Origin of the sequence: Corynebacterium sp. HMSC073D01, assembly GCF_001815555.1 — a bacterium.
GTDB classification, from domain to species: domain Bacteria; phylum Actinomycetota; class Actinomycetes; order Mycobacteriales; family Mycobacteriaceae; genus Corynebacterium; species Corynebacterium glucuronolyticum.
The window spans coordinates 146,284-167,850 of the sequence record NZ_KV821047.1 but is presented as its reverse complement, the minus strand read 5'-3'; the positions used below and the strand labels follow the sequence as shown (position 1 = coordinate 167,850).

Annotated in this window: 24 protein-coding genes; 10 read left to right on the top strand and 14 right to left on the bottom strand. The window is 62.8% G+C overall.

Annotated elements, in window-relative coordinates; all coding sequences use genetic code 11:
- Positions 1-59: 59 nt before the first annotated feature.
- Positions 60-662, top strand: coding sequence for an AMIN-like domain-containing (lipo)protein (locus HMPREF3044_RS07480; protein WP_005390407.1), 603 nt, complete (start codon positions 60-62; stop codon positions 660-662).
- Here the strand turns inward: HMPREF3044_RS07480 and HMPREF3044_RS07475 are convergent.
- Together HMPREF3044_RS07475 and HMPREF3044_RS07470 are read right to left on the bottom strand one after the other, a co-directional pair.
- Positions 659-2,191, bottom strand: coding sequence for a Y-family DNA polymerase (locus HMPREF3044_RS07475; RefSeq protein ID WP_070740507.1), 1,533 nt, complete (start codon positions 2,189-2,191; stop codon positions 659-661). The genes HMPREF3044_RS07480 and HMPREF3044_RS07475 overlap by 4 nt on opposite strands.
- Positions 2,192-2,203: 12 nt before the next feature.
- The gene (locus tag HMPREF3044_RS07470; RefSeq protein ID WP_070740452.1) at positions 2,204-2,854 is read right to left on the bottom strand and encodes a hypothetical protein; all 651 of its coding nucleotides are present in this window, start codon (positions 2,852-2,854) and stop codon (positions 2,204-2,206) included.
- 51 nt (positions 2,855-2,905) lie between these two features.
- On the opposite strand from HMPREF3044_RS07470, the gene HMPREF3044_RS07465 reads away from it, so the two are divergent.
- Both HMPREF3044_RS07465 and HMPREF3044_RS07460 read left to right on the top strand, forming a co-directional pair.
- On the top strand, positions 2,906-3,328 hold the full coding sequence (locus HMPREF3044_RS07465) for a hypothetical protein (protein ID WP_246820942.1): 423 nt from the start codon (positions 2,906-2,908) through the stop codon (positions 3,326-3,328).
- Between the two features lie 5 nt (positions 3,329-3,333).
- Positions 3,334-4,725, top strand: a complete 1,392-nt coding sequence (locus tag HMPREF3044_RS07460) for a pyridoxal phosphate-dependent decarboxylase family protein (protein ID WP_246820940.1) — start codon at positions 3,334-3,336, stop codon at positions 4,723-4,725.
- On the opposite strand, the gene guaA is transcribed toward HMPREF3044_RS07460, so the two are convergent.
- A complete protein-coding gene (guaA, locus tag HMPREF3044_RS07455) occupies positions 4,706-6,256 on the bottom strand; it encodes a glutamine-hydrolyzing GMP synthase (RefSeq protein WP_034989287.1) in 1,551 nt (516 codons plus the stop codon). The two genes, HMPREF3044_RS07460 and guaA, sit on opposite strands and share 20 nt — an antisense overlap.
- Positions 6,257-6,265: 9 nt before the next feature.
- Here guaA and HMPREF3044_RS07450 point away from each other — a divergent pair, with 9 nt between their 5' ends.
- Together HMPREF3044_RS07450 and HMPREF3044_RS07445 are read left to right on the top strand one after the other, a co-directional pair.
- Positions 6,266-6,577, top strand: a complete 312-nt coding sequence (locus tag HMPREF3044_RS07450) for a thiol-disulfide oxidoreductase DCC family protein (RefSeq protein WP_040428925.1) — start codon at positions 6,266-6,268, stop codon at positions 6,575-6,577.
- Between the two features lie 65 nt (positions 6,578-6,642).
- Positions 6,643-7,728, top strand: coding sequence for an HNH endonuclease signature motif containing protein (locus HMPREF3044_RS07445; protein ID WP_005390414.1), 1,086 nt, complete (start codon positions 6,643-6,645; stop codon positions 7,726-7,728).
- On the opposite strand, the gene HMPREF3044_RS07440 is transcribed toward HMPREF3044_RS07445, so the two are convergent.
- Both HMPREF3044_RS07440 and guaB read right to left on the bottom strand, forming a co-directional pair.
- Positions 7,710-8,834 carry a GuaB3 family IMP dehydrogenase-related protein gene (locus HMPREF3044_RS07440; RefSeq protein WP_005390415.1) on the bottom strand — a complete coding sequence of 375 codons (1,125 nt, stop codon included), beginning with the start codon at positions 8,832-8,834 and terminating at the stop codon, positions 7,710-7,712. The two genes, HMPREF3044_RS07445 and HMPREF3044_RS07440, sit on opposite strands and share 19 nt — an antisense overlap.
- A 10-nt stretch (positions 8,835-8,844) precedes the next feature.
- Complete coding sequence (guaB, locus tag HMPREF3044_RS07435; RefSeq protein ID WP_070740442.1) at positions 8,845-10,371, bottom strand: IMP dehydrogenase; 1,527 nt, start codon at positions 10,369-10,371, stop codon at positions 8,845-8,847.
- 99 nt (positions 10,372-10,470) lie between these two features.
- On the opposite strand from guaB, the gene HMPREF3044_RS07430 reads away from it, so the two are divergent.
- The gene (locus HMPREF3044_RS07430) at positions 10,471-10,830 is read left to right on the top strand and encodes a DUF5319 domain-containing protein (RefSeq protein WP_005390417.1); all 360 of its coding nucleotides are present in this window, start codon (positions 10,471-10,473) and stop codon (positions 10,828-10,830) included.
- Here HMPREF3044_RS07430 and HMPREF3044_RS07425 read toward each other — a convergent pair.
- Positions 10,827-11,543: a hypothetical protein gene (locus tag HMPREF3044_RS07425; RefSeq protein ID WP_070740439.1), complete on the bottom strand. Its 717-nt coding sequence runs from the start codon at positions 11,541-11,543 to the stop codon at positions 10,827-10,829. The two genes, HMPREF3044_RS07430 and HMPREF3044_RS07425, sit on opposite strands and share 4 nt — an antisense overlap.
- Positions 11,536-12,111, bottom strand: coding sequence for a sigma-70 family RNA polymerase sigma factor (locus tag HMPREF3044_RS07420; protein ID WP_005390420.1), 576 nt, complete (start codon positions 12,109-12,111; stop codon positions 11,536-11,538). Before HMPREF3044_RS07420 ends, HMPREF3044_RS07425 begins: the two co-directional genes overlap by 8 nt.
- Positions 12,112-12,356: 245 nt before the next feature.
- Here HMPREF3044_RS07420 and HMPREF3044_RS07415 point away from each other — a divergent pair, with 245 nt between their 5' ends.
- Positions 12,357-12,659 (top strand): WhiB family transcriptional regulator, encoded by a 303-nt coding sequence (locus tag HMPREF3044_RS07415; RefSeq protein WP_005390421.1) that lies wholly within the window; start codon positions 12,357-12,359, stop codon positions 12,657-12,659.
- 43 nt (positions 12,660-12,702) lie between these two features.
- Here HMPREF3044_RS07415 and groL read toward each other — a convergent pair whose 3' ends face one another.
- The 5 genes from groL to HMPREF3044_RS07390 form a co-directional block, all read right to left on the bottom strand.
- Positions 12,703-14,286 (bottom strand): chaperonin GroEL, encoded by a 1,584-nt coding sequence (gene groL, locus HMPREF3044_RS07410; protein WP_070740436.1) that lies wholly within the window; start codon positions 14,284-14,286, stop codon positions 12,703-12,705.
- A 5-nt stretch (positions 14,287-14,291) separates the two neighbouring features.
- Positions 14,292-14,588: a co-chaperone GroES gene (gene groES, locus HMPREF3044_RS07405; RefSeq protein WP_196793962.1), complete on the bottom strand. Its 297-nt coding sequence runs from the start codon at positions 14,586-14,588 to the stop codon at positions 14,292-14,294.
- A 118-nt stretch (positions 14,589-14,706) separates the two neighbouring features.
- Positions 14,707-14,940 carry a cyclin family protein gene (locus HMPREF3044_RS07400; RefSeq protein WP_005394928.1) on the bottom strand — a complete coding sequence of 78 codons (234 nt, stop codon included), beginning with the start codon at positions 14,938-14,940 and terminating at the stop codon, positions 14,707-14,709.
- Positions 14,940-16,886 (bottom strand): ferrous iron transport protein B, encoded by a 1,947-nt coding sequence (feoB, locus tag HMPREF3044_RS07395; RefSeq protein ID WP_276542528.1) that lies wholly within the window; start codon positions 16,884-16,886, stop codon positions 14,940-14,942. Before feoB ends, HMPREF3044_RS07400 begins: the two co-directional genes overlap by 1 nt.
- 75 nt (positions 16,887-16,961) lie before the next feature.
- Positions 16,962-17,147, bottom strand: a complete 186-nt coding sequence (locus HMPREF3044_RS07390; RefSeq protein ID WP_005390427.1) for a FeoA domain-containing protein — start codon at positions 17,145-17,147, stop codon at positions 16,962-16,964.
- A gap of 228 nt (positions 17,148-17,375) precedes the next feature.
- Between HMPREF3044_RS07390 and HMPREF3044_RS07385 the strand changes: the two genes are divergently transcribed.
- Together HMPREF3044_RS07385 and HMPREF3044_RS07380 are read left to right on the top strand one after the other, a co-directional pair.
- On the top strand, positions 17,376-17,957 hold the full coding sequence (locus tag HMPREF3044_RS07385; RefSeq protein ID WP_034989281.1) for a hypothetical protein: 582 nt from the start codon (positions 17,376-17,378) through the stop codon (positions 17,955-17,957).
- A gap of 15 nt (positions 17,958-17,972) precedes the next feature.
- A complete protein-coding gene (locus HMPREF3044_RS07380; RefSeq protein ID WP_005390430.1) occupies positions 17,973-18,494 on the top strand; it encodes a hypothetical protein in 522 nt (173 codons plus the stop codon).
- Here HMPREF3044_RS07380 and HMPREF3044_RS07375 read toward each other — a convergent pair.
- Both HMPREF3044_RS07375 and HMPREF3044_RS07370 read right to left on the bottom strand, forming a co-directional pair.
- Positions 18,445-19,401 carry a TDT family transporter gene (locus tag HMPREF3044_RS07375; RefSeq protein ID WP_081446530.1) on the bottom strand — a complete coding sequence of 319 codons (957 nt, stop codon included), beginning with the start codon at positions 19,399-19,401 and terminating at the stop codon, positions 18,445-18,447. The genes HMPREF3044_RS07380 and HMPREF3044_RS07375 overlap by 50 nt on opposite strands.
- A gap of 61 nt (positions 19,402-19,462) precedes the next feature.
- Entirely contained in the window at positions 19,463-19,891 is a 429-nt protein-coding gene (locus tag HMPREF3044_RS07370) for a hypothetical protein (protein ID WP_005390432.1), read from the bottom strand.
- 152 nt (positions 19,892-20,043) lie between these two features.
- Here HMPREF3044_RS07370 and HMPREF3044_RS07365 point away from each other — a divergent pair, with 152 nt between their 5' ends.
- Positions 20,044-21,540 carry a gluconokinase gene (locus tag HMPREF3044_RS07365; protein ID WP_070740434.1) on the top strand — a complete coding sequence of 499 codons (1,497 nt, stop codon included), beginning with the start codon at positions 20,044-20,046 and terminating at the stop codon, positions 21,538-21,540.
- The last annotated feature ends 27 nt before the right edge of the window (positions 21,541-21,567 follow it).

Genomic DNA, 21,567 nt, shown 5'->3' with positions numbered 1-21,567 from the left:
TACAACAATTTGGTCACATCCATGGCATGGCCTCACCCACGCCCGCTACGGTGGGACGTATGAGACATCGTGCCGTCGCCACCGCCTGTATCGCCTCCGCCCTCGTTCTTGCTGGCTGTTCCCAGGAACCCGCTGAAGAGGTCACGTCAACCACCACTGTCACTTCGGTGGAAACGAAGCAATCCACTGTGGACACCAAGAGTGCCATCACGGATGCCTCTCCCATCGGCGAGGCAGACATGGATGAAAAGTCGCAGCGCGCGGACGGCGAGTGGGATCTCGTGGCGACGGACATACGCGTCGGGCACCACCAGGGCTTCGACCGGGTTGTCGTCGACTTTTCCGGCACGGGAACCCCCGGCTACTTCGTCTCCTACACCGATGCGCCTACACAGCAGGCCAGCGGTTACCCGCTCGTCCCCGCAGGCGACTCCTACTTGGAGGTAGCCATCGACGGCACAACGTACCCATTCGAGGTGGGCGCTCAGCCCGAGTCGCTCGCCACAACCCCCGACCTGCCGGTGGTGAAGGATGTTGCCGACGGCGGCACATTTGAGGGGCGCAGCCAGTACATCATCGGCATCAACGGTCCGAAAAAACCGTTCGCTGTGAAGGTTCTGGACAACCCCACGCGCCTCGCCATCGACATCATCACCGACTAGCCGTACTCTGCCTCGACACTCCACCGCCCCTCGCGCCACAGCACGAGCCACGCATATTCATCGTCCGTGTGCACCTGCCGACCCACCACTTGCATCCGCGCATGCTGCCCCGGGCTTGTCGACGCCCACCAGCGTCCATCCACCGCCCACGGTCCCGCCCAGGCAGTCACAACGAACCGTCTCTTTCCCCAGGCCAGTGCGAACGGCTCGCCGGTCAGCTGCGCCTCGGCATCGAGGGCGACGAGGGCACCCTCACTGGTGACGATCTGTACCCGCGAGGCCGGGTGATGGCTGGCCGGGTAGGGCGCGGGGATCCGCCCCGCCCACGGCCCCTCCACCGGCCGCGGGGGCAAGGCATCCTCCCCAAACGGCACGAGGCGCACGCGCTCCGTGGGACCACGACCGCCGGATTCGACGGGGGTGAGAACGCGATCCGTGCCCAGCGTGGACTGTAGTCGCATCGCCACCTGGCGTGCCTTCTTCTGCTGGGCACTCCCCGTGGACCACAAGCCGGTGGATTCGGGGACATGACACTCGAGCGGGGTGAGCGCGAACTCGACGATCCCCTCGCCGTCGACGGCGTCTGCCGGCCCGCGGGAGGTGAGCCAGCCGTCGAGTTGCCAGCGCACACGGTCGGCGGTGGCCTCTTCCGTCAGGTCCTCGCGGGTGCGCCATGCGCGCTGCACCTCCTTCCCGCCACCGAACACGGCGGTGACGAGGAGGCGGGCGCACGTGAGGCCGGCGGCAGAAAGGGCAGTGTGGAGGCGGGCGGCGAGGTGGCGGGCGGCGAAGGCTGCGGCGTCGACACGCGTGATGGGCTCGTCCGGGACCATCGTCACGCTGAGGTCGGGTGCGTCGATGGCGGAGGAGACCTTCTTGCCGGGGGCGGCGCGGGCGATGGCGTGACAGCGCTCCCCCGTGGTGCCGAACCGTGTGGTCACGGCCGTGGAGGGGAGGGCGGCGAGCTCGCCGAGGGTGTGCACGCCGAGATCGGCAAACTTCTGTACCACCTCCGCGTCGCAGTGCAGCGCCTCCTCCGCCACCAGCTGCCCCAGGGGCTGGGAGGAGAGGAACTGCGCTGAGCCTCCGGGGGGCACGATGGCACCCGCGCGGGCGGCGAGGAACGCGGTGGTGACTTCGTCGGCAATGCCGACCAGGCAGTCAACACCGCTGCGGGCCGCGGCATCTAGGATCTTTTCGGCGGCGGTGTCCTCCCCACCATAGAATTTCGCCGCCGCACGCATATCCACGACGAGGAGGCCAGGGCGGATGACCTCGATGGTGGAGACGACATCGTCAAGCCCGCAGGCGATGGACTCGAAGTAGCGGGCATCGCGATCCGGGTCGTGCGCCACACTGCGCAAACCAGGGTCCAGCGCCTGCGCATGCCGCAACCGCATGCCCCGCCGGATGCCACGGGCACGGGCCGCGCCGTTGGCCACCCACACCGCGCCGTTTTTTGTGATTACCGCCGGGTCCCCGTCCAGCTCCGCCGCATGAATCGGCCAATCCGGAAACCACAGCGCCATGACGCGCACGCGCTATACCGCCCGCAGCGTCGGCTGTTCACCGAGGTACAGCGTGGTTGCCCTATCCCGGCGCGTCTTCGTCTCCGCGCGCACATCCAGCACCACGCTCGTGATCCGCCCACTGCCCCGCCCGATACCACGGAAGCCAACGACCCGCCCAGTCAAAGTCAGCGCCGGCGACGGCAGCCGCGTGCCGACGGTGACAAGCGCCGCCGTTCCCTCGCGCACCTTCGCCATGAGGGGGCGGGCACGCGTGGGCGATACCGTCACCGCCGCCGTGTGGTACATGACAAGGTCCATGTGCTCGGCAAGGAGCCCCACCACATGCAGCGGATCGGGGCCCGGATCGGGAATAATGAGGACATTGTCAGCAGCGCCGCGCCCCTCCAGCGCCGAGGTGAGGACGAGCTCCGGCCACCCCACCACCGCCACGAACAAACCAGAACCGGACGCTTGTGCGATAAGCTCAACCGCAAGGGCGGGGCATTCGTTCATACTGGTGACGGCGCGACGAGGAAGCCCCGGAACGCCGGCAAGCAATTCAATAACCGCATGACCGGGGACAGTGGCGCCCATCGCCTCCATCCGCGCGCGCAGCTCCGCGATCTGCGCCAGGCGCCCATTTTCGAACACCTCCTCGTTTCGAACGCTCGTTCCAACCATGACCCCCAATCTAGTCCCGCCCAAACCACCCCGTCAAGTACCATGGTGAGCATGTATTACGGCACAATGCGCTCCTACCACACCCCGATCAACACCCCTGCCATCATCCGCATCGGCGCCAGCGCCCTGGCTGGCATCGCCACCGCTGTCATGACGACGCGCCTGCCGTTTGCCATCTCCGCACCCGTTGCGCTCCTTGCCATCATCGCCGCTGTCATGCTCACTTTTACCCACCCCTACCGGCGGGAACTGCGCGCGTACTACGAGGCGCACGGCGGCTTCGCCGCCACCGGCCGCAGCAAGATCCAGTTCCTCCTCCCACTGTTCCCCCTGTGGTTTCTCATCATGCTCAGCCCCCTCATGGCCCCCGCGCACCCGGTCCTCACCGGGCTTATGTTTGTGGCCGGTATGGCGGGCGTATGGATCACTTTCCCGCACATCGATGGCACGCGGTTGGCGGCGTTCTTAGACTAGAACACATGACAAGTAATCCTGTAACTTTCAATCCCCGTGTGCCCGATCTGGCGACGGAATTCATCGGTTCGATCTTCAACGATTACGACCCTCGCGAGTACGCCCCCGGTGCCGACTTCCTCACCCGCCAGGAGGACCGCAAGAAGGTCTCCCCCACTGCTATCCCCGCAGTTGGCCGCCCCCTCACCGAGGCCACCAAGGAGCTTGTCGACGTCCTGGAGCACGACTCCAACCTCCGTCACCCACGGTTCTTTGGCTTCATCCCCGGCCCCGCCCAGTCTGTCTCCTGGCTCGGCGATGTCATCGCCACGGCATACAACCCGCACGCCTCCAACTGGGCGCAGTCACCCGGCGCGAGCGCGCTGGAGAAGCAGGTTCTTGACTGGGCGTGCGAGGCGGTCGGCATCAGTAACCCGAATCGCGGCGGCATCCTTGTCTCCGGCGGATCGATGGCGAACCTCACGGGTCTCATGGCAGCCCGCGAGTCCCGCATCAGCCTGGACGACATCCCCCGCGCGCGCGTCTACACCACGGAGCAGACGCACTCGTCGGTGAACAAGGCGCTGCGGATCATCGGTGTTCGCCCGCGCATTTTGCCTGTCGACGAGCACTTCCGCATGCAGCCGGAATTGTTGCGCTCAGCGATTGAATCCGACATTGCTGACGGCCTCCTCCCACTGGCCGTGGTTGGCACCTGCGGTACGACGAACACCGGCGCCATCGACCCCCTCGACGCGATCGCGGATATCTGCGAAGAGTTCAACCTGTGGTTCCACGTCGACGGTGCCTACGGCGGCTCCGTGGTGCTCAGCTCCCACCGCGACAACGCGCACGGGGTCGAGCGCTGCGACTCCATGGCCTGGGACGGGCACAAGTGGCTGTACCAAACCTATGGACTTGCGATGCTGTTGGTGAAAGACCGCGCCGACCTCGTCCGGGCGTTTAGCGCCGGCGGCGAATACCTGCAGGATGTGGAGGGAGGTTCCCACAACCCCGACTGGTGGGACATGGGCCCCGAACTCACCCGCCCTGCCCGCGCGCCACGGCTGTGGCTCACGCTGCAGACGGTGGGCACCGAGCGCCTGACGCAGATGATTGACAGCTCCATCGCTGTTGCTGAACTGTTTGAAAAGGAAATTGCCACCGTCGACGGCATCAGCATCGTCACGCCGGCCTGCAACGCGATTGTCACGTTCACCACGGGTAGTGAAAAGCGCAACGTTCAGCTTGCCGAGTACCTGCGCCGCCACAACATCGCCGGCATCTGGACAACGACCCTCAACGACAAAAATGTCCTCCGCCTGTGCACCATCTCCCCCGACGAAACGCCGGAGGATATGGAGGCACTAGTGAAGGACATCCGAAAGGCTCTGGAGATTATTCCCACTCAATCGTAGCCGGGGGCTTCGAGGTGACGTCGAGAACAACGCGGTTGATCTCCGGCACCTCGTTGGTGATGCGCGTGGAGATCTTCTCCAGCACGTCGTAGGGGACGCGGGTCCAGTCTGCGGTCATCGCGTCCTCGGAGCTCACTGGACGCAGGACGATCGGGTGGCCGTACGTGCGGCCGTCGCCCTGCACACCGACGGAGTGAACATCAGCCAGGAGCACGACCGGGCACTGCCAGATCTCGCTGTCCAACCCGGCGTCGGAAAGCTCCGTGCGGACGATGAGGTCGGCGGCGCGCAAGATATCGAGGCGCTCGCGGGTAACCTCACCGATGATGCGGATGCCGAGACCCGGGCCGGGGAACGGCTGGCGGCCGACGATGACCTCCGGGAGACCAAGCTCGCGGCCCACCGCGCGGACCTCGTCCTTGAACAGGAGGCGCAGCGGCTCGACGAGCTCAAACTCGACATCGTCGGGAAGTCCACCGACGTTGTGGTGGCTCTTGATGTTGGCGGTGCCGGAGCCTCCGCCCGACTCCACAACATCCGGGTACAGCGTGCCCTGGACGAGGAAGCCGACATCCTGGCCATCGAGGACGCCGGCGACCGCGCGCTCGAAGGAACGGATGAACTCCGCACCGATCGCCTTGCGCTTCGCCTCCGGCTCCGTCACGCCCGCGAGCTTGCTGAGGAACGCCTCCGACTCGTCGACGGTCACGAGCTTCGCGCCCGTCGCCTTGACGAAGTCCTCCTCCACCTGCTGGCGCTCCCCTGCACGCAGCAGGCCGTGATCAACAAACACACACGTCAGGCGGTCGCCGATCGCGCGCTGCACGATCGCCGCCGCAACCGCCGAATCCACGCCACCGGACAGGCCACAAATCGCACGCCCATCGCCGATCTGCTGGCGAACCTTCTCAATCAGCTCATCAGCAATATTCGCAGGAGTCCAATCCTGGGCAAGCCCAGCAATGTCGGTAAGGAACCTGGTGAGAACCTCCTGGCCATGCTCAGAATGCATGACCTCCGGGTGGTACTGCACGCCCGCCATCTTCTTCGCCGGGCATTCAAACGCCGCCACCGGCGCGCCCGCCGACGTCGCCGTCACCGTGAAGCCCTCCGGAGCCTCACTAACCGAATCGCCGTGGCTCATCCACACGTTGTGCGTACTGAGTCCCTCGTGCAGGACACCGCCATCGACGGTGAGCTTCGTGCGGCCGTACTCGCGATCCCCCGTCGCAGCCACCGTGCCACCCAGCGCATTCGTCATCGCCTGGAAGCCGTAACAGATACCGAACACCGGAACTCCAAGCTCCAGGAGCCCCTCCTGCAACGCCGGTGCGCCATCCTCGTACACCGACGAGGGGCCACCCGACAAAATAAGCGCTGCGGGATTTTTCGCCTTCACCTCTTCCACCGGCATCGTGTGAGGAATAACCTCAGAGTACATGCGCGCCTCGCGCACGCGACGAGCAATCAGCTGCGCGTACTGAGCGCCGAAATCTACAACTAATACTGGGCCTTGAGTCACGTCTAACATTCTAACGTAATGAGTTCTACCTTTTACTTCGACGGCAACTGCCGATTCTGCGCGCGCAGCGCCCGCGTCCTTGTACGCCTCACGCAAGGCCTCACCGTCGAGCCTGCACCACTTGCTGACACCGCCGTCTACCGCTCCCCCGCCGGTGTGACATACGAGCTCAACGAGTCGATTGGCAGGGCGCTCGCGCACCACGGCCGCTGCGTCGCTATCCGGCTCGCAGGGCGCATGCTGTGCTGGCCGGTATTCGCGCCGGTTTATCGCTTCGTCGCTGCACATCGCAGCTGCGCAATCGGAACACTCGCCCGAAAAAATTCTTAACCGCGTGACCGGGCAGGATTCGCTTCCTGTTGCGGGGTAGTGCGGGCGGTTCTATCATCGGGCGCATGGGGGCATTTGAAACCTTGGGGGCCCTGCAATCTCGCGGAATGGAGATCGTGCAGGGTGGAGCCGGCATGACGTACGTCGAGATCATGCGGCATGGTTTTTCGCGCGCGCAGGCGAAGAATTTGGAGAGGCTCGCGGGGGTGTATTGCGAGAGGACGAGGTCGTCAAGGATGCAGGCAGCGGCGGTTGCGTGTGCGCGCGAGACGGGGAAGTCAGTGGGGCAGCTGCTGCTCATCGAGAAGCACGTGAAGAAGCTGAAGAACAAGCGGAATGCGTGGCCGATGCGGCAGGTGCTGTGTCGGGTGCGGGGCCACGACGGTGATATCTCGCGGGAGGCACGGCGGCTTCTCGACGAATGGAATCCCACCTCGCCGGAGGACACCGACACCACGGCCCTGGCGCGGTTCAGCGATGTGAAGGGGACGCTGCGCCGCAAACTCGTCCTCGAGGCCGATGAGCACACGCTGAAGCAGAAGGAACTGCAGGCGCGGGAGTATGCACGCAAGAATGGGGTGACGCTGGGACAAGCCGTCGAAAAGCTACTCCTAGAGGGAAGCGGGCCGGTCGCGCCTGCCCGGACCACCATCATCGTGGGGCTCGACGAGGCGACGAGGATCGAGCGGGGCGAGGGCGACGACATCATTGTAGGGCTTACCGACGGCTCCCGGGTACGCGGTGCGGAACTCGCACGGCAGGCGTTCCTCGACGCGGGGCACGTCGTGCTCGTCCATCCTGTGGAAGGTGCGGTGGATGCCTACCGCTTCGAGCGCCGCGCAACAAAAAAGCAGCGCATCATGTGCGCTGCTGAATCCCCGATGTGCGGCTGGCCGGGCTGCAACCAGCCCGCCGATGTCTGCGAAATCAACCACAACCAGCCGTGGAAAGCCGGCGGGCCGACCAACATTAAAAACCTCTCACCCCTGTGCCGCTTCCACAATGGGTGGGCGAACGACGCGCGGCACGGGACGATCGTGAAGATCCGGGGCATCACATACCGCAGGCCACCGCCCGGGGGCGGGCCACTGCAGCGCAACGAACATCCCGTCGCGCTGCTGGGAGCCATGCGTTATACGAGGTCTAGCTGAACCTTCTGGAAACTCTTCAGGTCCGTGTAGCCGCACTTACCCATGCTGCGGCGCAACGCACCGTTGAAGTTGAACTCGCCAAGCGGGCTGGAGCTCGGGCCGTGCAGTACGTGCTCGAGGCTGACCAGTTCGTCGCGGTTGGCCACCTGCTCCACCATGGAGCGGGGGAACTTGGGGTGCGCAGCCGACGCCTGCCAGTAGAGGCCCTCGCCTGCGGCCTCCTTGGCCTTGGCCAGCGGAGCACCGAGGGTGACGGCATCGGCGCCACAGGCGATGGCCTTGACGGCATCGCCGGTGAGCTCGATCTCGCCGTCGGCAATGATGTGGACGTAGCGGCCGCCGGTCTCGTCCAGGTAATCCCGGCGCGCGGCGGCGGCATCCGCGATCGCGGTGGCCATCGGCGTATTGATGCCGCTGGTCGCCCAGTTGGTGGTGTCGCCTGCGCCGATGATGACGCCGGCGGCGCCCGTGCGCATGAGGTGCAGCGCCGTGTGGTAATCCGACACGGAACCGGCGATGACCGGGGTGTCGAGGGAGCCGATGAACTCCTTTAGGTTCAGTGGCTCGCCTTCCTTGGTCACGTGCTCCGCAGAGACGACCGTGCCCTGCACCACGAGGAGGTGCAGTCCAGCCTCCTGGAGGACGGGGGCGAGCTCGCGGGCGTGCTGCGGGGAGACGCGGACGGCGACGATGGCACCTGCGGACCGCACGGCGGCGATGCGCTCGCCGAGGAGATCGAGGTCGAGCTCCTTCTGGTGCATTTGCTGCAGGACGCGGGTGGCTGCCCACTCGTCGTCTTCGTCTTCAAGCGCCTCGCGGATCTGCTCAATGGCGGCACCGAGGTCGGTCTCGCGGCCCCACAGGCCCTCCGCGTTGATGACGCCGAGTCCGCCCTGCTTGTCCATCTCGATGATGAACTCGGGTGTGGCCAGGGCGTCGGTGGCGTGGGAGAGGAACGGGGTCTCGAACTCGTAGGCGTCGATCTTCCAGCGGGTGTCCACGTCTTTGGAGCTGCGGGTGCGGCGGGAAGGGACGACGGCGATGTCGTCTAGGTGGTAGGTCGTGCGGGCCTCGCGGCCGATGCCGATTTCCTTATGTTCGCGCAATGTTTTCTCCTTAGCGCAGCTCGTAGTTCGGTGCAGCGACGGTCATCTGAATGTCGTGCGGGTGGCTCTCGCGGAGGCCAGCGGCGGTGATCTGTACAAACTGGGCCTTCCACAGATCCTCGATCTCGTGGGAGCCCGTGTAGCCCATGGCTGCGCGGAGGCCGCCGACGATCTGGTGCAGGACAGCATCGATATCGCCCTTGAATGGGGTGCGCCCCTCAATGCCTTCGGGGACAAGCTTGTCCTCACTGGTGACGTTGGCCTGGAAGTAGCGGTCCTTGGAGTAGGAACGCTTCTCGCCGTGGAGGCCGCGGCCCTGCATGGCGCCCATGGAACCCATGCCACGGTAGCGCTTGTACTGCTTGCCACCAACGGTGATGACATCGCCGGGGGCTTCGGTGGTACCGGCGAGCATGGAGCCGAGCATGACGGTGGAGGCACCGGCTGCCAGCGCCTTAGCGACATCGCCGGAGTACTGCATGCCGCCGTCGGCAATCACGGGGACACCCGCCTTGTGGGCGGCTGCGGAGGCCTCGAGGATGGCGGTGATCTGCGGCGCGCCGACACCTGCAACAACACGCGTCGTGCAGATGGAACCCGGGCCAATGCCCACCTTGATGGCGTCGGCACCGGCATCGATCATGGCCTGCGCGGCGGAGCGCGTGGCGAGGTTGCCGCCGATGATCTGGGCGCGGTCGCCGAAGTCCTTCTTCAGGCGGGCGACCATTTCCAGGGCGAAGTTGTTGTGCGCGTGAGCGGTATCCACCACGAGAGCGTCGCAGCCAGCCTCGATGAGCTGGGCGCCGCGATCGTAGGCATCAGTGTTGGTGCCCACACCGGCAGCGACGCGGAGGCGACCGGCCTCGTCCTTCGTCGCCAACGGGTAGGCCTCAGACTTCACAAAGTCCTTCACTGTAATGAGGCCGACGAGCGTGTTGTCGTCCTTGACAATCGGCAGCTTCTCCACACGGTGCTCGCTGAGCAGCTTGAGCGCCTCAGACTTGGTCACGCCCTCCTTGGCCACGATCAGCGGCATCGGTGTCATGACATCCTTGACCAGACGGTTCATGTCGGGCTCGAAGCGCATGTCGCGGTTGGTGCAGATGCCCAGCAGCTTGTCCTTCTCGTCTACCACCGGCAGGCCGGAAATGTGGTATTTGCCGCAGATCTCGTCCACCTGCGCAATGGTCATATCGGGGGTGGCGACGACGGGGTCGGTGATCATGCCGGATTCGCTGCGCTTGACGCGCTCCACCTCGTGCACCTGATCCTCGACGGAGAGGTTGCGGTGAAGGACGCCGATGCCACCGTGTCGCGCCATGGCGATAGCCATGCGAGCCTCGGTGACGGTATCCATAGCTGCGGACAGGATCGGAATGTTAAGCTCAATCCCTTTGGACAGGCGGGTCTTGGTGTGGACCCCGGAGGGGATGACATTAGATTCGGCGGGAAGCAGAAGAACATCGTCGAAGGTAAGCCCGGTGAATGCTATCTTGTTCGGATCGTCACCACCGGTGTGAACGGGCGTAGAAGTCACGAGAGAATCCTTAATCTTTTTAAGCTGATATCGCGTACTCCCACTATAGTCCCCGTATTGATACCTGGAACGCAACCACCTAGGCTAATCGTTGTGACTATGCCTCTTGATCCTTTTGCTGGCGATCCGAACGACCCCGCGTCCTTCATCGAGGATGATGACGCGGATAAGCAGCCGCCCCTGTCCATGGAGCAGAGAGCGAGCTTGATGGAGGATCTGCGCTGGCTTGATGAGTTCAAAAAGCACATCGCCCCACTGGGTTACAGGGGGATTTTCTTCTTCTGTGAGGATTGCCGCGAGAACCACTTTTACGATTGGGATATCCTCGTCGATCACTACCGGGCGATGCTGGACGGAGAACTCTCCCCCGTCCACGAGCCCGGGGTAAGCGTGCGCCCGGAGGACTACCTGCCGTGGGATTACTGCTTGGGCTACGTGGACGGGATTCACGCCCGCTAATCGAGAATCGGGGGTGCGCCTATTTCGGGGGTGTGCGACGGGGTGGTCGTCGGCGCGGGGGCGACGGTTCCCGTCTCCAGCGTCGGTGCCACGTTCATGGTCGGCGTCGGCGCGGGTCCAGCGGTCACCGTTACTGTTTCCGTCACGGTGACGGTGGGCTGTGGTTCCGTCGATGTCGGTGCGGGCTCCTCTGTGGGGGGCGTGGCAGGACTTTCCGTGACGGTCACGGTGTGCGTCGGTTGCTCTTCTGGCTTCTCGACGTCCGCTTGCTGCTGCGTATTCCCCAAAGCTGCGGCAAGCACGTGCGCCTGCTGGAGGAGGGCGAGCGCCCCGTCCGTGTCGCCGCGAGTACGGGCAGCGTCGGCCTCCTGGAGAGTGGAGGCAAGCTCAACCACGGTGGCGTGGTCGCCGAAGAGAGACTGGTTGGCCGACCACAGGGCGTCGCCAGGCTGAGAGTTGAAGATGGCGCCACCGACGCCGGCGATGACGAGGGCGGAGGCGGCGGCACCGACGAGACCGGAACCGATAAGCCCACGCCAGTTGGTGGCATGCTTCTGCTCGCCGGTGGCGAGGAACAGCGGGGCGGGAGGAATGTCGCGCCCCACTTCGTCGACAAGCCCAGCAAAGTCAGACGCAAAATCGTCATCGGCGGAAACCTCGCCCTTAGACAATGCCGTCAGGAAAGCATCGGTGGTGAAAAGATCATCACTCATTTGCAATCGCACCTTCATTCTCGTACATCCGCCGCATGGTAGCGAGCGCCCGATGCTGGGCGACGCGAACCGCGCCGGGTGTAGAACCTACAATCTCCGCCGTCTCATCGGCGGATAAGCCAACAAACACACGCAAAATAATGATTTCGCGAGCCCTGTCACTTAAACAATCGAGAATCTCCCGCACTCTGTTACTACCATCTGCTACCAGGGCGTATCCCTCGGGGGTAAGCCCCTCATCAGATGATTCGGGAATGGTGTCGGTGGGGGTTGTTTTGTCGCGCCCCATCGAGCGGTACGCATCGGCGACCTTGTTTGAGGCGATGCCATACACGAATGCCATGAACGGGCGCCCCTGATCTTGATAGCGACCAATAGACTGGGCCACGGCTAGGCAAATCTCCTGGGCCACATCCTCTGCATTGGGGATGCGACCACCGGAGATGCGAGCACGCGTATAGCGGACGATGGCGGGGTGGATGATACGAATGATCGAGCGCAGTGCTTTAGCGTCTCCCCGCGCGGCGCGAGGGACAAGCGGCGCTAGTTCTTGGTCAATATCGCTCATCGCTCCCCTTTCATGTACTGAAACCTTACCCTGCGATCTCATTGTTTTTGCATTAACGTATTCAGTAATGGTGCGTGCAAAAATTCACCAAGGGTTAACCTGTCGGATTTACACCAGTTCAAACGAGGTTTTTAACCCAGCGTTATTGTGGTAGCCACATTGCAGTAACCGTCGTGCTACTCAGCGTTCACCAAAACCTACAAGACTCCTGTGGTATCTGAAAGCCATACAAAAGGAGTTTGACAGTGCCACAGCCGAAGAAGTTGCCCGGACCACAGCTGGATGTATGGGATTGGCAGGTCCACGGTTCCTGCCGAGGAAAAGATTCCTCTTTCTTCTTCCACCCAGAGGGCGAGCGGGGACGCGCTCGCACTCGCCGGGAGCTTCGAGCTAAGGCAATCTGCAACGTCTGCCCGGTGCTCGAGCAGTGCAGGAATCACGCGCTGAAAGTGGCGGAGCCCTACGGCATCTGGGGCGGGCTGAGCGAAGCGGAGCGGGACTCGATCCTGCATCCGCGTAAGCGCAGGCACGCCATGGCGAAGGTATAAAAAATTGGGGAGCAGGTCGCTGCTCCCCAATTTTTATGGGTTTTTACTCGTCGGCAGGCTTCTCCACAACCGAGGCCTCGGTGGTCAGCACCATCCGGGCGACGGAGGTGGCGTTCACCACGGCAGAGTGGGTCACCTTGACTGGGTCAATGATGCCCTGCTCGATGAGGTCCCCATACTCCAGGGTGGCGGCGTTGAAGCCCTCACCATTGGCGCACTCGCGGATCTTGCTGACGACAACGGAGCCGTCGAGGCCCGCGTTCTCGGCAATCCAGAAAGCGGGCTTCTCCAGGGCGGAGGCCAGTGCGAGAACACCGGTCTTTTGATCGCCCTCGAAGCTTTCTGCAAGCGAAACGAGCTCTTGCGCAATCTGAACGAGCACGGAACCACCGCCGGCGATGATGCCCTCCTGCGCCGCCGCGCGAGCGGCGTTGATGGCATCCTCGACGCGGAGCTTACGCTCGGACTGCTCGGTCTCAGTAGCGGCACCGACGCGGATGACGGCGACACCGCCGGAGAGCTTCGCCAAACGCTCCTCGGCCTTTTCCTTGTCCCAGGAGGAGTCGGTGATCTCGATGAGGTGGCGGATTTGGCCACGGCGCTTCTCCACAGCCTCGGCAGAACCTGCGCCATCGACGATAACCGTCTCATCCTTAGAAATGGACACGCGGCGAGCGGTGCCGAAGTGTTCCTCACCGGCGTCGCGAAGGTTAATGTTGACCTCCGGGTCGATGACGGTTGCGCCGGTGACCACAGCGAGGTCATCCATGAACGCCTTGCGCCGCTCACCGAAGAACGGAGACTTCACGGCTGCCACCTTCAAAGACTTGCGGATCGCGTTGACCACAAGCATCTGTAGCGGCTCGCCGTCGACATCCTCAGCGATGACGAGCAGCGGGCGGTTGGCGCCGGCGACCTTCTCCAGCACGGGGAGGAAGTCCGGCAGGGAGCTCACCTTGTTGCGGACGAGGAGGATGGCCGGGTTCTCCAGCACGGCCTCCTGAGAGTCCACATCGGTGATGAAGTACGGGGAGAGGAAGCCCTTGTCAAAGGACACACCCTCGGTGATGTCGAGCGTGGTGTCGATGGTCTGGGACTCCTCGACGGTCACGACACCGTCCTTACCCACCTTTTCCATCGCGCCGGCAACAAGCTCGCCGACCTCGGGGTCACGGGAGCTCACCGTCGCTACGTTAGCGATCTCCTTGGCGGAGCTCACGTCCGTGGCGCGGGCTTTCAGCAGCTCCACGGTCTTCTCCGTAGCTGCTTGGATGCCCTTGTTCAGCTCGATCGGGTTGGCACCAGCGGCAACGTTGCGCAGCCCCTGGCGGATGAGCGCCTGGGCGAGCAGCGTCGCGGTGGTCGTGCCGTCACCGGCGATGTCGTTCGTCTTCACAGCGACGGACTTCACCAGCTGGGCACCGAGGTTTTCAAACGGGGCGGAGAGGTCAATCTCGCGGGCGATGGTCACACCGTCGTTGGTGACGGTGGGCGCGCCGTAGGACTTGTCCAGTACGACGTTGCGGCCACGGGGACCGAGCGTCACCTTGACGGCATCAGCAAGCTCATCGACTCCCGCCAGGAGGCCTTCGCGGGCTTCCTGATCAAATGCAATGAGTTTCGACATAAAGATTAGCCCTCGATGACTGCCAGGATGTCACGAGCGGAGAGGATGAGGTACTCCTCACCATCGAACTTAATCTCCGTTCCGCCGTACTTGGAGAACACAACAACGTCACCCTCGGAGATGTCGAGCGGGACACGCTTGCCATCCTCGAAACGGCCAGGGCCAACAGCCTTGACGGTTGCCTGCTGCGGCTTTTCCTTAGCAGAATCCGGAATGACGAGACCGGATGCAGTGGTGGTCTCTGCTTCGTTGATCTGAACGAGAATACGATCCTCAAGCGGCTTAATCTGTGCCACGGTAATCCTCCATGCTTTGTGGTTGAATTTGTGTGGGTTCGTTTCCGGGTGGCCGCCGTCGCGGGTGGACAACCAGATCCAAAAACAACCTCTTTTGGCACTCTACCCCCGAGAGTGCTAGCACTCAAGTCAGGGTGAGTAACACCGGACCGCTGCCGCAGGTCCCGGCAACGGCACACGACGAGCAGCGCCCCACGCAGGACTTCATCTCCTCGCGGCTGAGTCGCCCTGAGTGCTCCAAAAACTCCAACACCGCATCGACGGTGACCGGCTGCAGGCCGCACTCGTGGGCGAGACCCGCCCGCGTCGTGACACCGCTCTTCAGGGCACTGATGACGGACTGAACAGGGGCAGCCATTACAGACCAAACACCTTCAACAGGTTGAACGCGCCCACAGCGAGAAGCCAGGCGAAAACCAGCTGCACGCCGAAGCCGAACATAGTCCACTTCCAGCCAATCTCTCTGCGTTGAGCGGCAAGTGTCGCGACACACGGGGTGTACGCGAGCATGAAGAGCATGAATGCCCAGACGGCTGCAAGCGCATGGCCGTTAGAGGATTCGTCAAAGTCCGCACGAACAGACTTTGCCAGCGAACTCTCCGCCTGCTCCTCGGGATCTTCGTCGGTAACATCCTCCACGGCGTACATCTGCGCCCACGTGGAGATGACAGCTTCCTTGGCCACGAAGCCTGTGATCAGCGGCCCAGATAGGGTCCAGGAACCAAACCCAGCGGGGGCGAAGACCGGAGCGACGGTGCGCGAGACAGCTCCATAGACGGACTCCTCCGGTGGCGGGTTAAGCTCCGTCGTTCCGTTCACTGGGATCGCCATGAGGAGCCACACGACGGTGACGGTGGCGACAATTACGGTAGCGGCATCGTGGAGGAAGCCCTTGAGACGGGTCCACGTCACGGTGCCGGCGAGGCGAGCCGTGGGCAGCTGGTATTCGGGGAGGTCAATAATCAGTGGCTCATCGGGCATCGTGCGCCACAGGGTATGCCGCAGGATGAGACCAGTCAGGGCGATGAGCAGGATCGAAATGACGTACATCGTGAATACCACGAGGCTCGCGTGGTCAGGGAAGAAGATGGTGGCCAACATGAGGAACACGACGAGCCGGGCCGAACACGAGGCAAACGGAATGAGCAGGGAGGTCAAGATCCGTTGGCGAGGGGAACCCAGCACGCGCGTCGCCGAAATTGCCGGCACGTTACAGCCGAAGCCGACAACAATGGGGATGAACGCCTTGCCGGGCAAGCCGATGGCGCGCATGGTGCGGTCCGTCACCACGGCGGCGCGAGCCATATAGCCGGAATCCTCAAGGATGGCGAGGCAGAGGAACATGAGGCCCATGAGCGGAAGGAAGCTGACAACCATGCCAACACCGCCGATGATGCCGTCGACAAGCAAGCCAGTGACGAGCGGATGATCCAAGCCGACCTGTTCCAGGAGCCAACGTGCGCCGTCGGCAACGGGGCCGGTGATAACGCCCTCGGCCCAATCCTGGAGGGGTGCGGCAAGAGTAATGGTGATGTGGAATACCGCGAACATCGCGGCGAGGAACACGATCGGACCACCAACCGGGTGCAGGGCGACGGCGTCGATCTTCTCCGTCAAACCTGGTTCGGTCTCATGCTCGCTAGCCGCCGCAGAGACGAGGCGATCAATGATCTCGAATCGTTCCTCGATGTCCTTTTCCGGCCAGCTCGTTGTCGGACCAATGAGTGCGGCGCGGACGGCGGCCTCGATCTCAGCGAGCCCCGTGCGGTGGCGACCATCAACGGGAATAACGGGGAACCCGAGCTCCTTCTCCAGCTGCGCCGCATTGATCTCCGTGCCGTGCTTCTCCGCCAAATCGCACTTGGTCAGGGCGACAAGCAGGTGGAAACCGTGCTCGGCAAGCTGCGTAACCATGTAGAGACTGCGGCCGAGCGCCGTCGCGTCCACTGTGGCAACAACCACGTCGGGACGCTCCTCAAACGGAACATTAAGGAGGAGATCGCGAGTGAGCGCCTCATCCGGGCTCATCGGATCCAATGAGTAGGTGCCAGGAAAATCGATGAGGTCGTAAACGCCGTCGGACAAGGCCCAGGCGCCACGGGACACCTCAATAGAGGTCCCCGGCCAGTTACCTGTACGCACCTTGGACCCAGTCAACGCGTTAAAGAGCGTAGACTTGCCGGAGTTCTGGGCTCCAACAAGAGCCACCGACGGCGACCCCTTGGGAGCAGGAGATGTCTCTGCCGCACAGTGCGCACAGCTAGGTGCCTGCGCTACCGTGGACGCAGATTGGGTTTCAGACATGGTAAATAATCCCTTAGTGTAAAAACGGAAAGACGGCACCGGACCCCACCCCGCACGCCGCCACAGGAAAGAAAATTAGATGAGACCGAGCGAGCGAAGGGTCGCTTTATCCAGCGCGTAACGGCTCTTGCCGACGCTGACCACACGGCCACCGCCGGAGGTCTTGCCACCAAGCTGAACGTCAACGTTGCGACGCAGACCGAGTTCAGCAAGGCGCCGTGAAACCTCGGGGCGGGTAGGCATCGAAGTGATCGCTGTCATGGTCAACTTCCTTTCAAAAGCTGGCTCCAGTGATAGTTATCCTGGACTAAGTATTTGCTAGGCAAGTCTCACCTTACTAGGTGAGTTTAAAATATCCTAAGCCTGGGGCTGTGAGTTTTTTCACAAAAGCGACACGCCGGTACTTTGGGTCCACAAACTAGGGGGTGAACCTCGGATAGAGTTGTTGCTACACTACAGGTCAACTCAAATTTGATGGGAGAATCGCCCATGCACCAGAGATCCGCTTTACTCCTCGTATGCGTCTCCACTCTTGTGCCTTTAACTTTCACTCAGCCAGTCGCCCTCGCCGAGCCGGCCCCCGCAACCGCGAACCAGGTCCAGCCGCAGGGACTCCACCTCTTGTACTCCGATACCGATGTCCTCACCGGGCAGAAAGCCGGGTACTCACTGCAGTACGTCGGCGCCGATGGGGAGCGAGCAGACAGGATCCACGGCAACGTAACCGTCACCATTGACGGGGCGAAGACCGCCTACACCGCCCGTTTCAACCACGGATTTGCCATCTTCAAGAACATCACGTGGGACACGCCATCTACCGAGGCGCACACACTCGAGTTCACGGCGACCGCCGACGATGGCACCATCCTCGGCACAGTAAAAGCCAGCACCCGCGTGCAGCAGGCACCGCCGCCGGAGCCGGAGCCGGATGCGTCGACAAGCTCACTGCTGTCGTCTGGAATCAGCCTGACACCCGGCAACCCCGACCCCTCGACTGTCTCTGAAAACACAAAGTACTACATGGAATATGCCAGGGAGCTGGAGAAGCAGCTCGCAAAACTTGGCAAGTAAAGAAAGGTTTCCACAATGAAGAAGATCACCCGCACCCTCGCCCCCGTTCTCGCTCTTGGTCTGGCGCTCCAGGCACTGCCCGCCTCCGCCGCCATTGCAGATATCCACGACAACCCGATCACGGGCGTACAGAAAGATGCTGTATCTAACAACAAGGTTGTCGGCGTAGAAAAGGACGCCGTCAAGGTCAATGGAATCGAGAACGCAACCGTCGCAGAAGGAGCCATTAAGGGCATCGAAAAAGACGGCATCAAGGCCAACGGCATCGAAAACGCCAACATTCACGAGGGTGCCTTCAAGGGCATCGAAAAGGATGGGGTCAACGCCCTCGTTGGTGCACCCGGCATGGTGAACGTTAACGACGGTGCACTGCGGGTCGTCGTCGCAGACGTCCTCGGTTCCTCAAAGCTCTCCGAGAACCCCGGCGTCACCGCTGGCTTCTCGATTGCCGCCGTCGGTGCGCTCCTCGGCGGCATCGCAGCACTCGTCAGCGCGATGGGTCTAACACCCGCGATTCAGGCCGCCCTCGGTCTGTAACCCAGCTAATAAACCGGCTGGCACATAATCCCCAGTGGGCGATGAGCACCACGGGGATGCTGAGCGCCACCACGTCGAGCCAATGCGAACCGCTGACGAGCGCGACCTGGTGGCCACCCATGCTGACGGTTCCCGGCGGGAACGTGCATGACCACCACGCAGGTGAGTAGGCAACCCACCGGGCAGCATTGGGGTAGAAGATTGTCATAGCGTAGATCGCCAGGGGGATGGCGATGACGAGGGCAACCCGCCCATACAGGATGGAAAAAGGACCGGGGTAAAGAATCTGCATGGCGGTGGTCGACTGGCCAACGACGCCAAGCGGCACCCACGCCGTCGCAGACTTGGCACCCGTGAAATCCACCTTGCCGTGCCATGCAGCCCAATACACACGGGCAAACGTGGGAACAGCAGTAAACAGGGACATACAGAACAACACCGTGCCCATGACGTGGTACGTGCTGCCGTAGTCGCGAGCGAGCCAACCGGCGACCGACGCGGAGATCATCGGCCCCACAAGCGGCAAGCCCCACGTGAACTTGGGATCGCCATGGAAACGCGTGAGCTGAATCCCCCACGTGATCACGGTTACGGGTCCACCGATCCAAAAGCCGATAAGCCGGAAGAGATTGTTGCCGGTGATCCCGGATAGCGCCGCGCCGAGGGCCAGGATGCCGATGAAGTACATCGACCACTCGGCCATAGTTGTGCGTCGAAAACTAGGCTCGCGGAAGCGGGCGAAGCCGACAGTAAGTTCCGCGAGAATGACGCAGGCTATGGCGACAAAGATGCCGGCGAGAAATAGCAGGTGCTCCTCGACGAGGAGGCGGGCCACAATGGATGTCCCCATGAGGCTTCCGCCCCAGGCTGGGCCGGGCGGAGGGAGTTGGCGGAATTTCTCAGTCACGAACGATCATAGTACCCGCAGTGTGGCCATAATCACTACATTCTTGCCCGGTTCCGGGCAGCTACTGGGTCTCAGGAAGGTTGAGGGCAGCCGCGCGCCACAGGGCGTAATCCTCCGGCTCGTCCTCCATGTAGTTCTTGACGGCGCGGATGCCGTCGTCGACAAGCGCAATCTGGGCGAAGGAAATGTCTTCCCCCTCCGGGCCAACGAAAATAACAGGGCCGATGACGGCGGTGGTCGGATCAGTAAAGAAAGCGGAGTTGCCCGTAGCGGCTTCGTTCTTCGCCATCGATGCCACGGCGTTCGGTTCCACACCGTCCCCTTGCTCGTGCGTCATGTGCAATGCAGCGAGTGTCGCATTCTCGCGCTGCTGGAAGGCTACAGCCACGCGATCCTCCGCAGTGCCACCGATGTATTCGGCGGCGTTGTCAATATCAAACTCGATGGCCTTTGCCGTCAGATCAGGTTGAACTAGGTATCCACGTGTCATGGTGTGCTCCCCATCTTTCTATCTAAACCGCTACTAAGGGTATTGGCTTTGTACCCCGAAAGCACCAGATGAAAGCTAACCGTCACCATGAATTCACCCCAGGTTAACCCCGCTCCCCCCGAAACTACCCCTCCACCAATACACTGGGATTTATGGCTGACACCCCCAAGATTCCCACCATGTCTATCAAGCTAAAGGATGCGACCGCGCCGTTCGTCCTGGCCATGGATGTCGGCTCCACAGCCTCCCGTGGCGGCCTGTACGATGCCACCGGCTGCCCTGTGAAAGGGTCGAAGCAGCGGATCGCGCACGAGTTCACCACGGGGCACGACGGGCGCAGCACCATCGATGCCGATCAGATAGCCGACGAGTGCCGACGGATCGTAGAAAGTATCGTCGCCTTCGCTGAGGACAAGGATCTTAGGATCTCTGGGGTGTGTTTTGATTCGTTTGCGTCGAGTTTCCTTCTCGTTGACAAGCAAAAACAAGCATTGACACCGTGCGCAACCTATGCGGACTCACGGTGCGCACCGTACGTCGAAAAGCTAGAAAAGCGTGCCGACGTGGGTGCGTACCACCAGCGGACCGGCGTGCGCGCACACACGAGCTACCACCCAGCGCGGTTCCTGTGGGTGCAAGACCAGTTCCCTGAGCTGTGGGAAAAGACCTGGCGAGTCATGACCATCGGCGAGTACGTCTACCTCAAACTCGCAGGAATCGAAGGACTGGCCACGTCCACCGGCGCGTGGAGCGGAATCGTCAACGCGCACACGGGCGAACTCGACACCGAAATCCTCGCCGCCTGCGACGTCGATCCGCCACTGATCTCACCACTACACCTACCCACCGAGCCCGCGTTCCCCACCTCGCTCGACTGGCCCGCCCTCGACGCCATCCCCTGGTTCCATGGCATTCCCGACGGCTGGCCATCCAACGTCGGCCCGGGAGCCACCGATGCCTCCACCATCGCGGTGGCGGCGGCGACGTCGGGAGCCATGCGCGTCTTGCTGCCCCAGGCACCCGAGCACATCCCCGAGGGGCTGTGGTGTTATCGCGTCTCGAGCGACCAGGTCATCCTCGGCGGGGCGCTCAACGATGTGGGTCGCGCGATCAGCTGGCTGGAACGCACCGTTGTAGCGCTCCCCCACGAGGACATCGAGGAAACACTGGCGGGCGCACCGTCGGACCACGCGCCCGAGGTGCTGCCGTTCTTCTCCGGGGAACGGGCGACGGGGTGGGCATCGGGGGCGAAGGCATCGCTGGTGGGAATCACCGACGACACCACACCGCTGGGGCTGTGGCGGGGCATCATCGAAGGCATCGCGGTGTCCTACGGGCGCATCTACGATGAGCTGGATGAAGCCGGCGCCCAGCCCGAACGGGTGATCGCCTCGGGGCGGGTGACCACCGACCACCCGGCGTGGCTCCACATTCTCGCGGACACGCTGCGCTGCGACGTGGTGCCCCTAGCCATGAAGCGGGCGACGCTGCGTGGCACCGCGCTTATCGCCTTGAATATCATCGCCCCGGGTGTCGATCGGGCCGTGCCACCGTTTGGGGAGCGCATCTGCCCCACTGAGGCGAACGCCGAGTACTACCGGGAGCTGCGGGCGAATTTTGAGGCCTTATACAAGGCTCTAGTGAAATAAAAAAGCGCCACCCGGAGGTGGCGCCAT

Excerpts from the sequence above, each read along its gene's own strand:
- HMPREF3044_RS07465 (WP_246820942.1), top strand. The coding sequence starts at position 2,906 with ATGTATTACGGCACAATGCGCTCCTACCACACCCCGATCAACACCCCT.
- HMPREF3044_RS07390 (WP_005390427.1), bottom strand. The coding sequence starts at position 17,147 with ATGACAGCGATCACTTCGATGCCTACCCGCCCCGAGGTTTCACGGCGC.
- feoB (WP_276542528.1), bottom strand. The coding sequence starts at position 16,886 with ATGTCTGAAACCCAATCTGCGTCCACGGTAGCGCAGGCACCTAGCTGT.
- HMPREF3044_RS07425 (WP_070740439.1), bottom strand. The coding sequence starts at position 11,543 with ATGAGTGATGATCTTTTCACCACCGATGCTTTCCTGACGGCATTGTCT.
- HMPREF3044_RS07420 (WP_005390420.1), bottom strand. The coding sequence starts at position 12,111 with ATGAGCGATATTGACCAAGAACTAGCGCCGCTTGTCCCTCGCGCCGCG.
- HMPREF3044_RS07385 (WP_034989281.1), top strand. The coding sequence starts at position 17,376 with ATGCACCAGAGATCCGCTTTACTCCTCGTATGCGTCTCCACTCTTGTG.
- HMPREF3044_RS07445 (WP_005390414.1), top strand. The coding sequence starts at position 6,643 with ATGGGGGCATTTGAAACCTTGGGGGCCCTGCAATCTCGCGGAATGGAG.
- HMPREF3044_RS07475 (WP_070740507.1), bottom strand. The coding sequence starts at position 2,191 with ATGGCGCTGTGGTTTCCGGATTGGCCGATTCATGCGGCGGAGCTGGAC.
- HMPREF3044_RS07380 (WP_005390430.1), top strand. The coding sequence starts at position 17,973 with ATGAAGAAGATCACCCGCACCCTCGCCCCCGTTCTCGCTCTTGGTCTG.
- HMPREF3044_RS07365 (WP_070740434.1), top strand. The coding sequence starts at position 20,044 with ATGGCTGACACCCCCAAGATTCCCACCATGTCTATCAAGCTAAAGGAT.
- HMPREF3044_RS07370 (WP_005390432.1), bottom strand. The coding sequence starts at position 19,891 with ATGACACGTGGATACCTAGTTCAACCTGATCTGACGGCAAAGGCCATC.
- groL (WP_070740436.1), bottom strand. The coding sequence starts at position 14,286 with ATGTCGAAACTCATTGCATTTGATCAGGAAGCCCGCGAAGGCCTCCTG.
- HMPREF3044_RS07400 (WP_005394928.1), bottom strand. The coding sequence starts at position 14,940 with ATGGCTGCCCCTGTTCAGTCCGTCATCAGTGCCCTGAAGAGCGGTGTC.
- HMPREF3044_RS07470 (WP_070740452.1), bottom strand. The coding sequence starts at position 2,854 with ATGGTTGGAACGAGCGTTCGAAACGAGGAGGTGTTCGAAAATGGGCGC.
- HMPREF3044_RS07430 (WP_005390417.1), top strand. The coding sequence starts at position 10,471 with ATGCCTCTTGATCCTTTTGCTGGCGATCCGAACGACCCCGCGTCCTTC.
- HMPREF3044_RS07480 (WP_005390407.1), top strand. The coding sequence starts at position 60 with ATGAGACATCGTGCCGTCGCCACCGCCTGTATCGCCTCCGCCCTCGTT.
- HMPREF3044_RS07450 (WP_040428925.1), top strand. The coding sequence starts at position 6,266 with ATGAGTTCTACCTTTTACTTCGACGGCAACTGCCGATTCTGCGCGCGC.
- HMPREF3044_RS07460 (WP_246820940.1), top strand. The coding sequence starts at position 3,334 with ATGACAAGTAATCCTGTAACTTTCAATCCCCGTGTGCCCGATCTGGCG.
- guaA (WP_034989287.1), bottom strand. The coding sequence starts at position 6,256 with ATGTTAGACGTGACTCAAGGCCCAGTATTAGTTGTAGATTTCGGCGCT.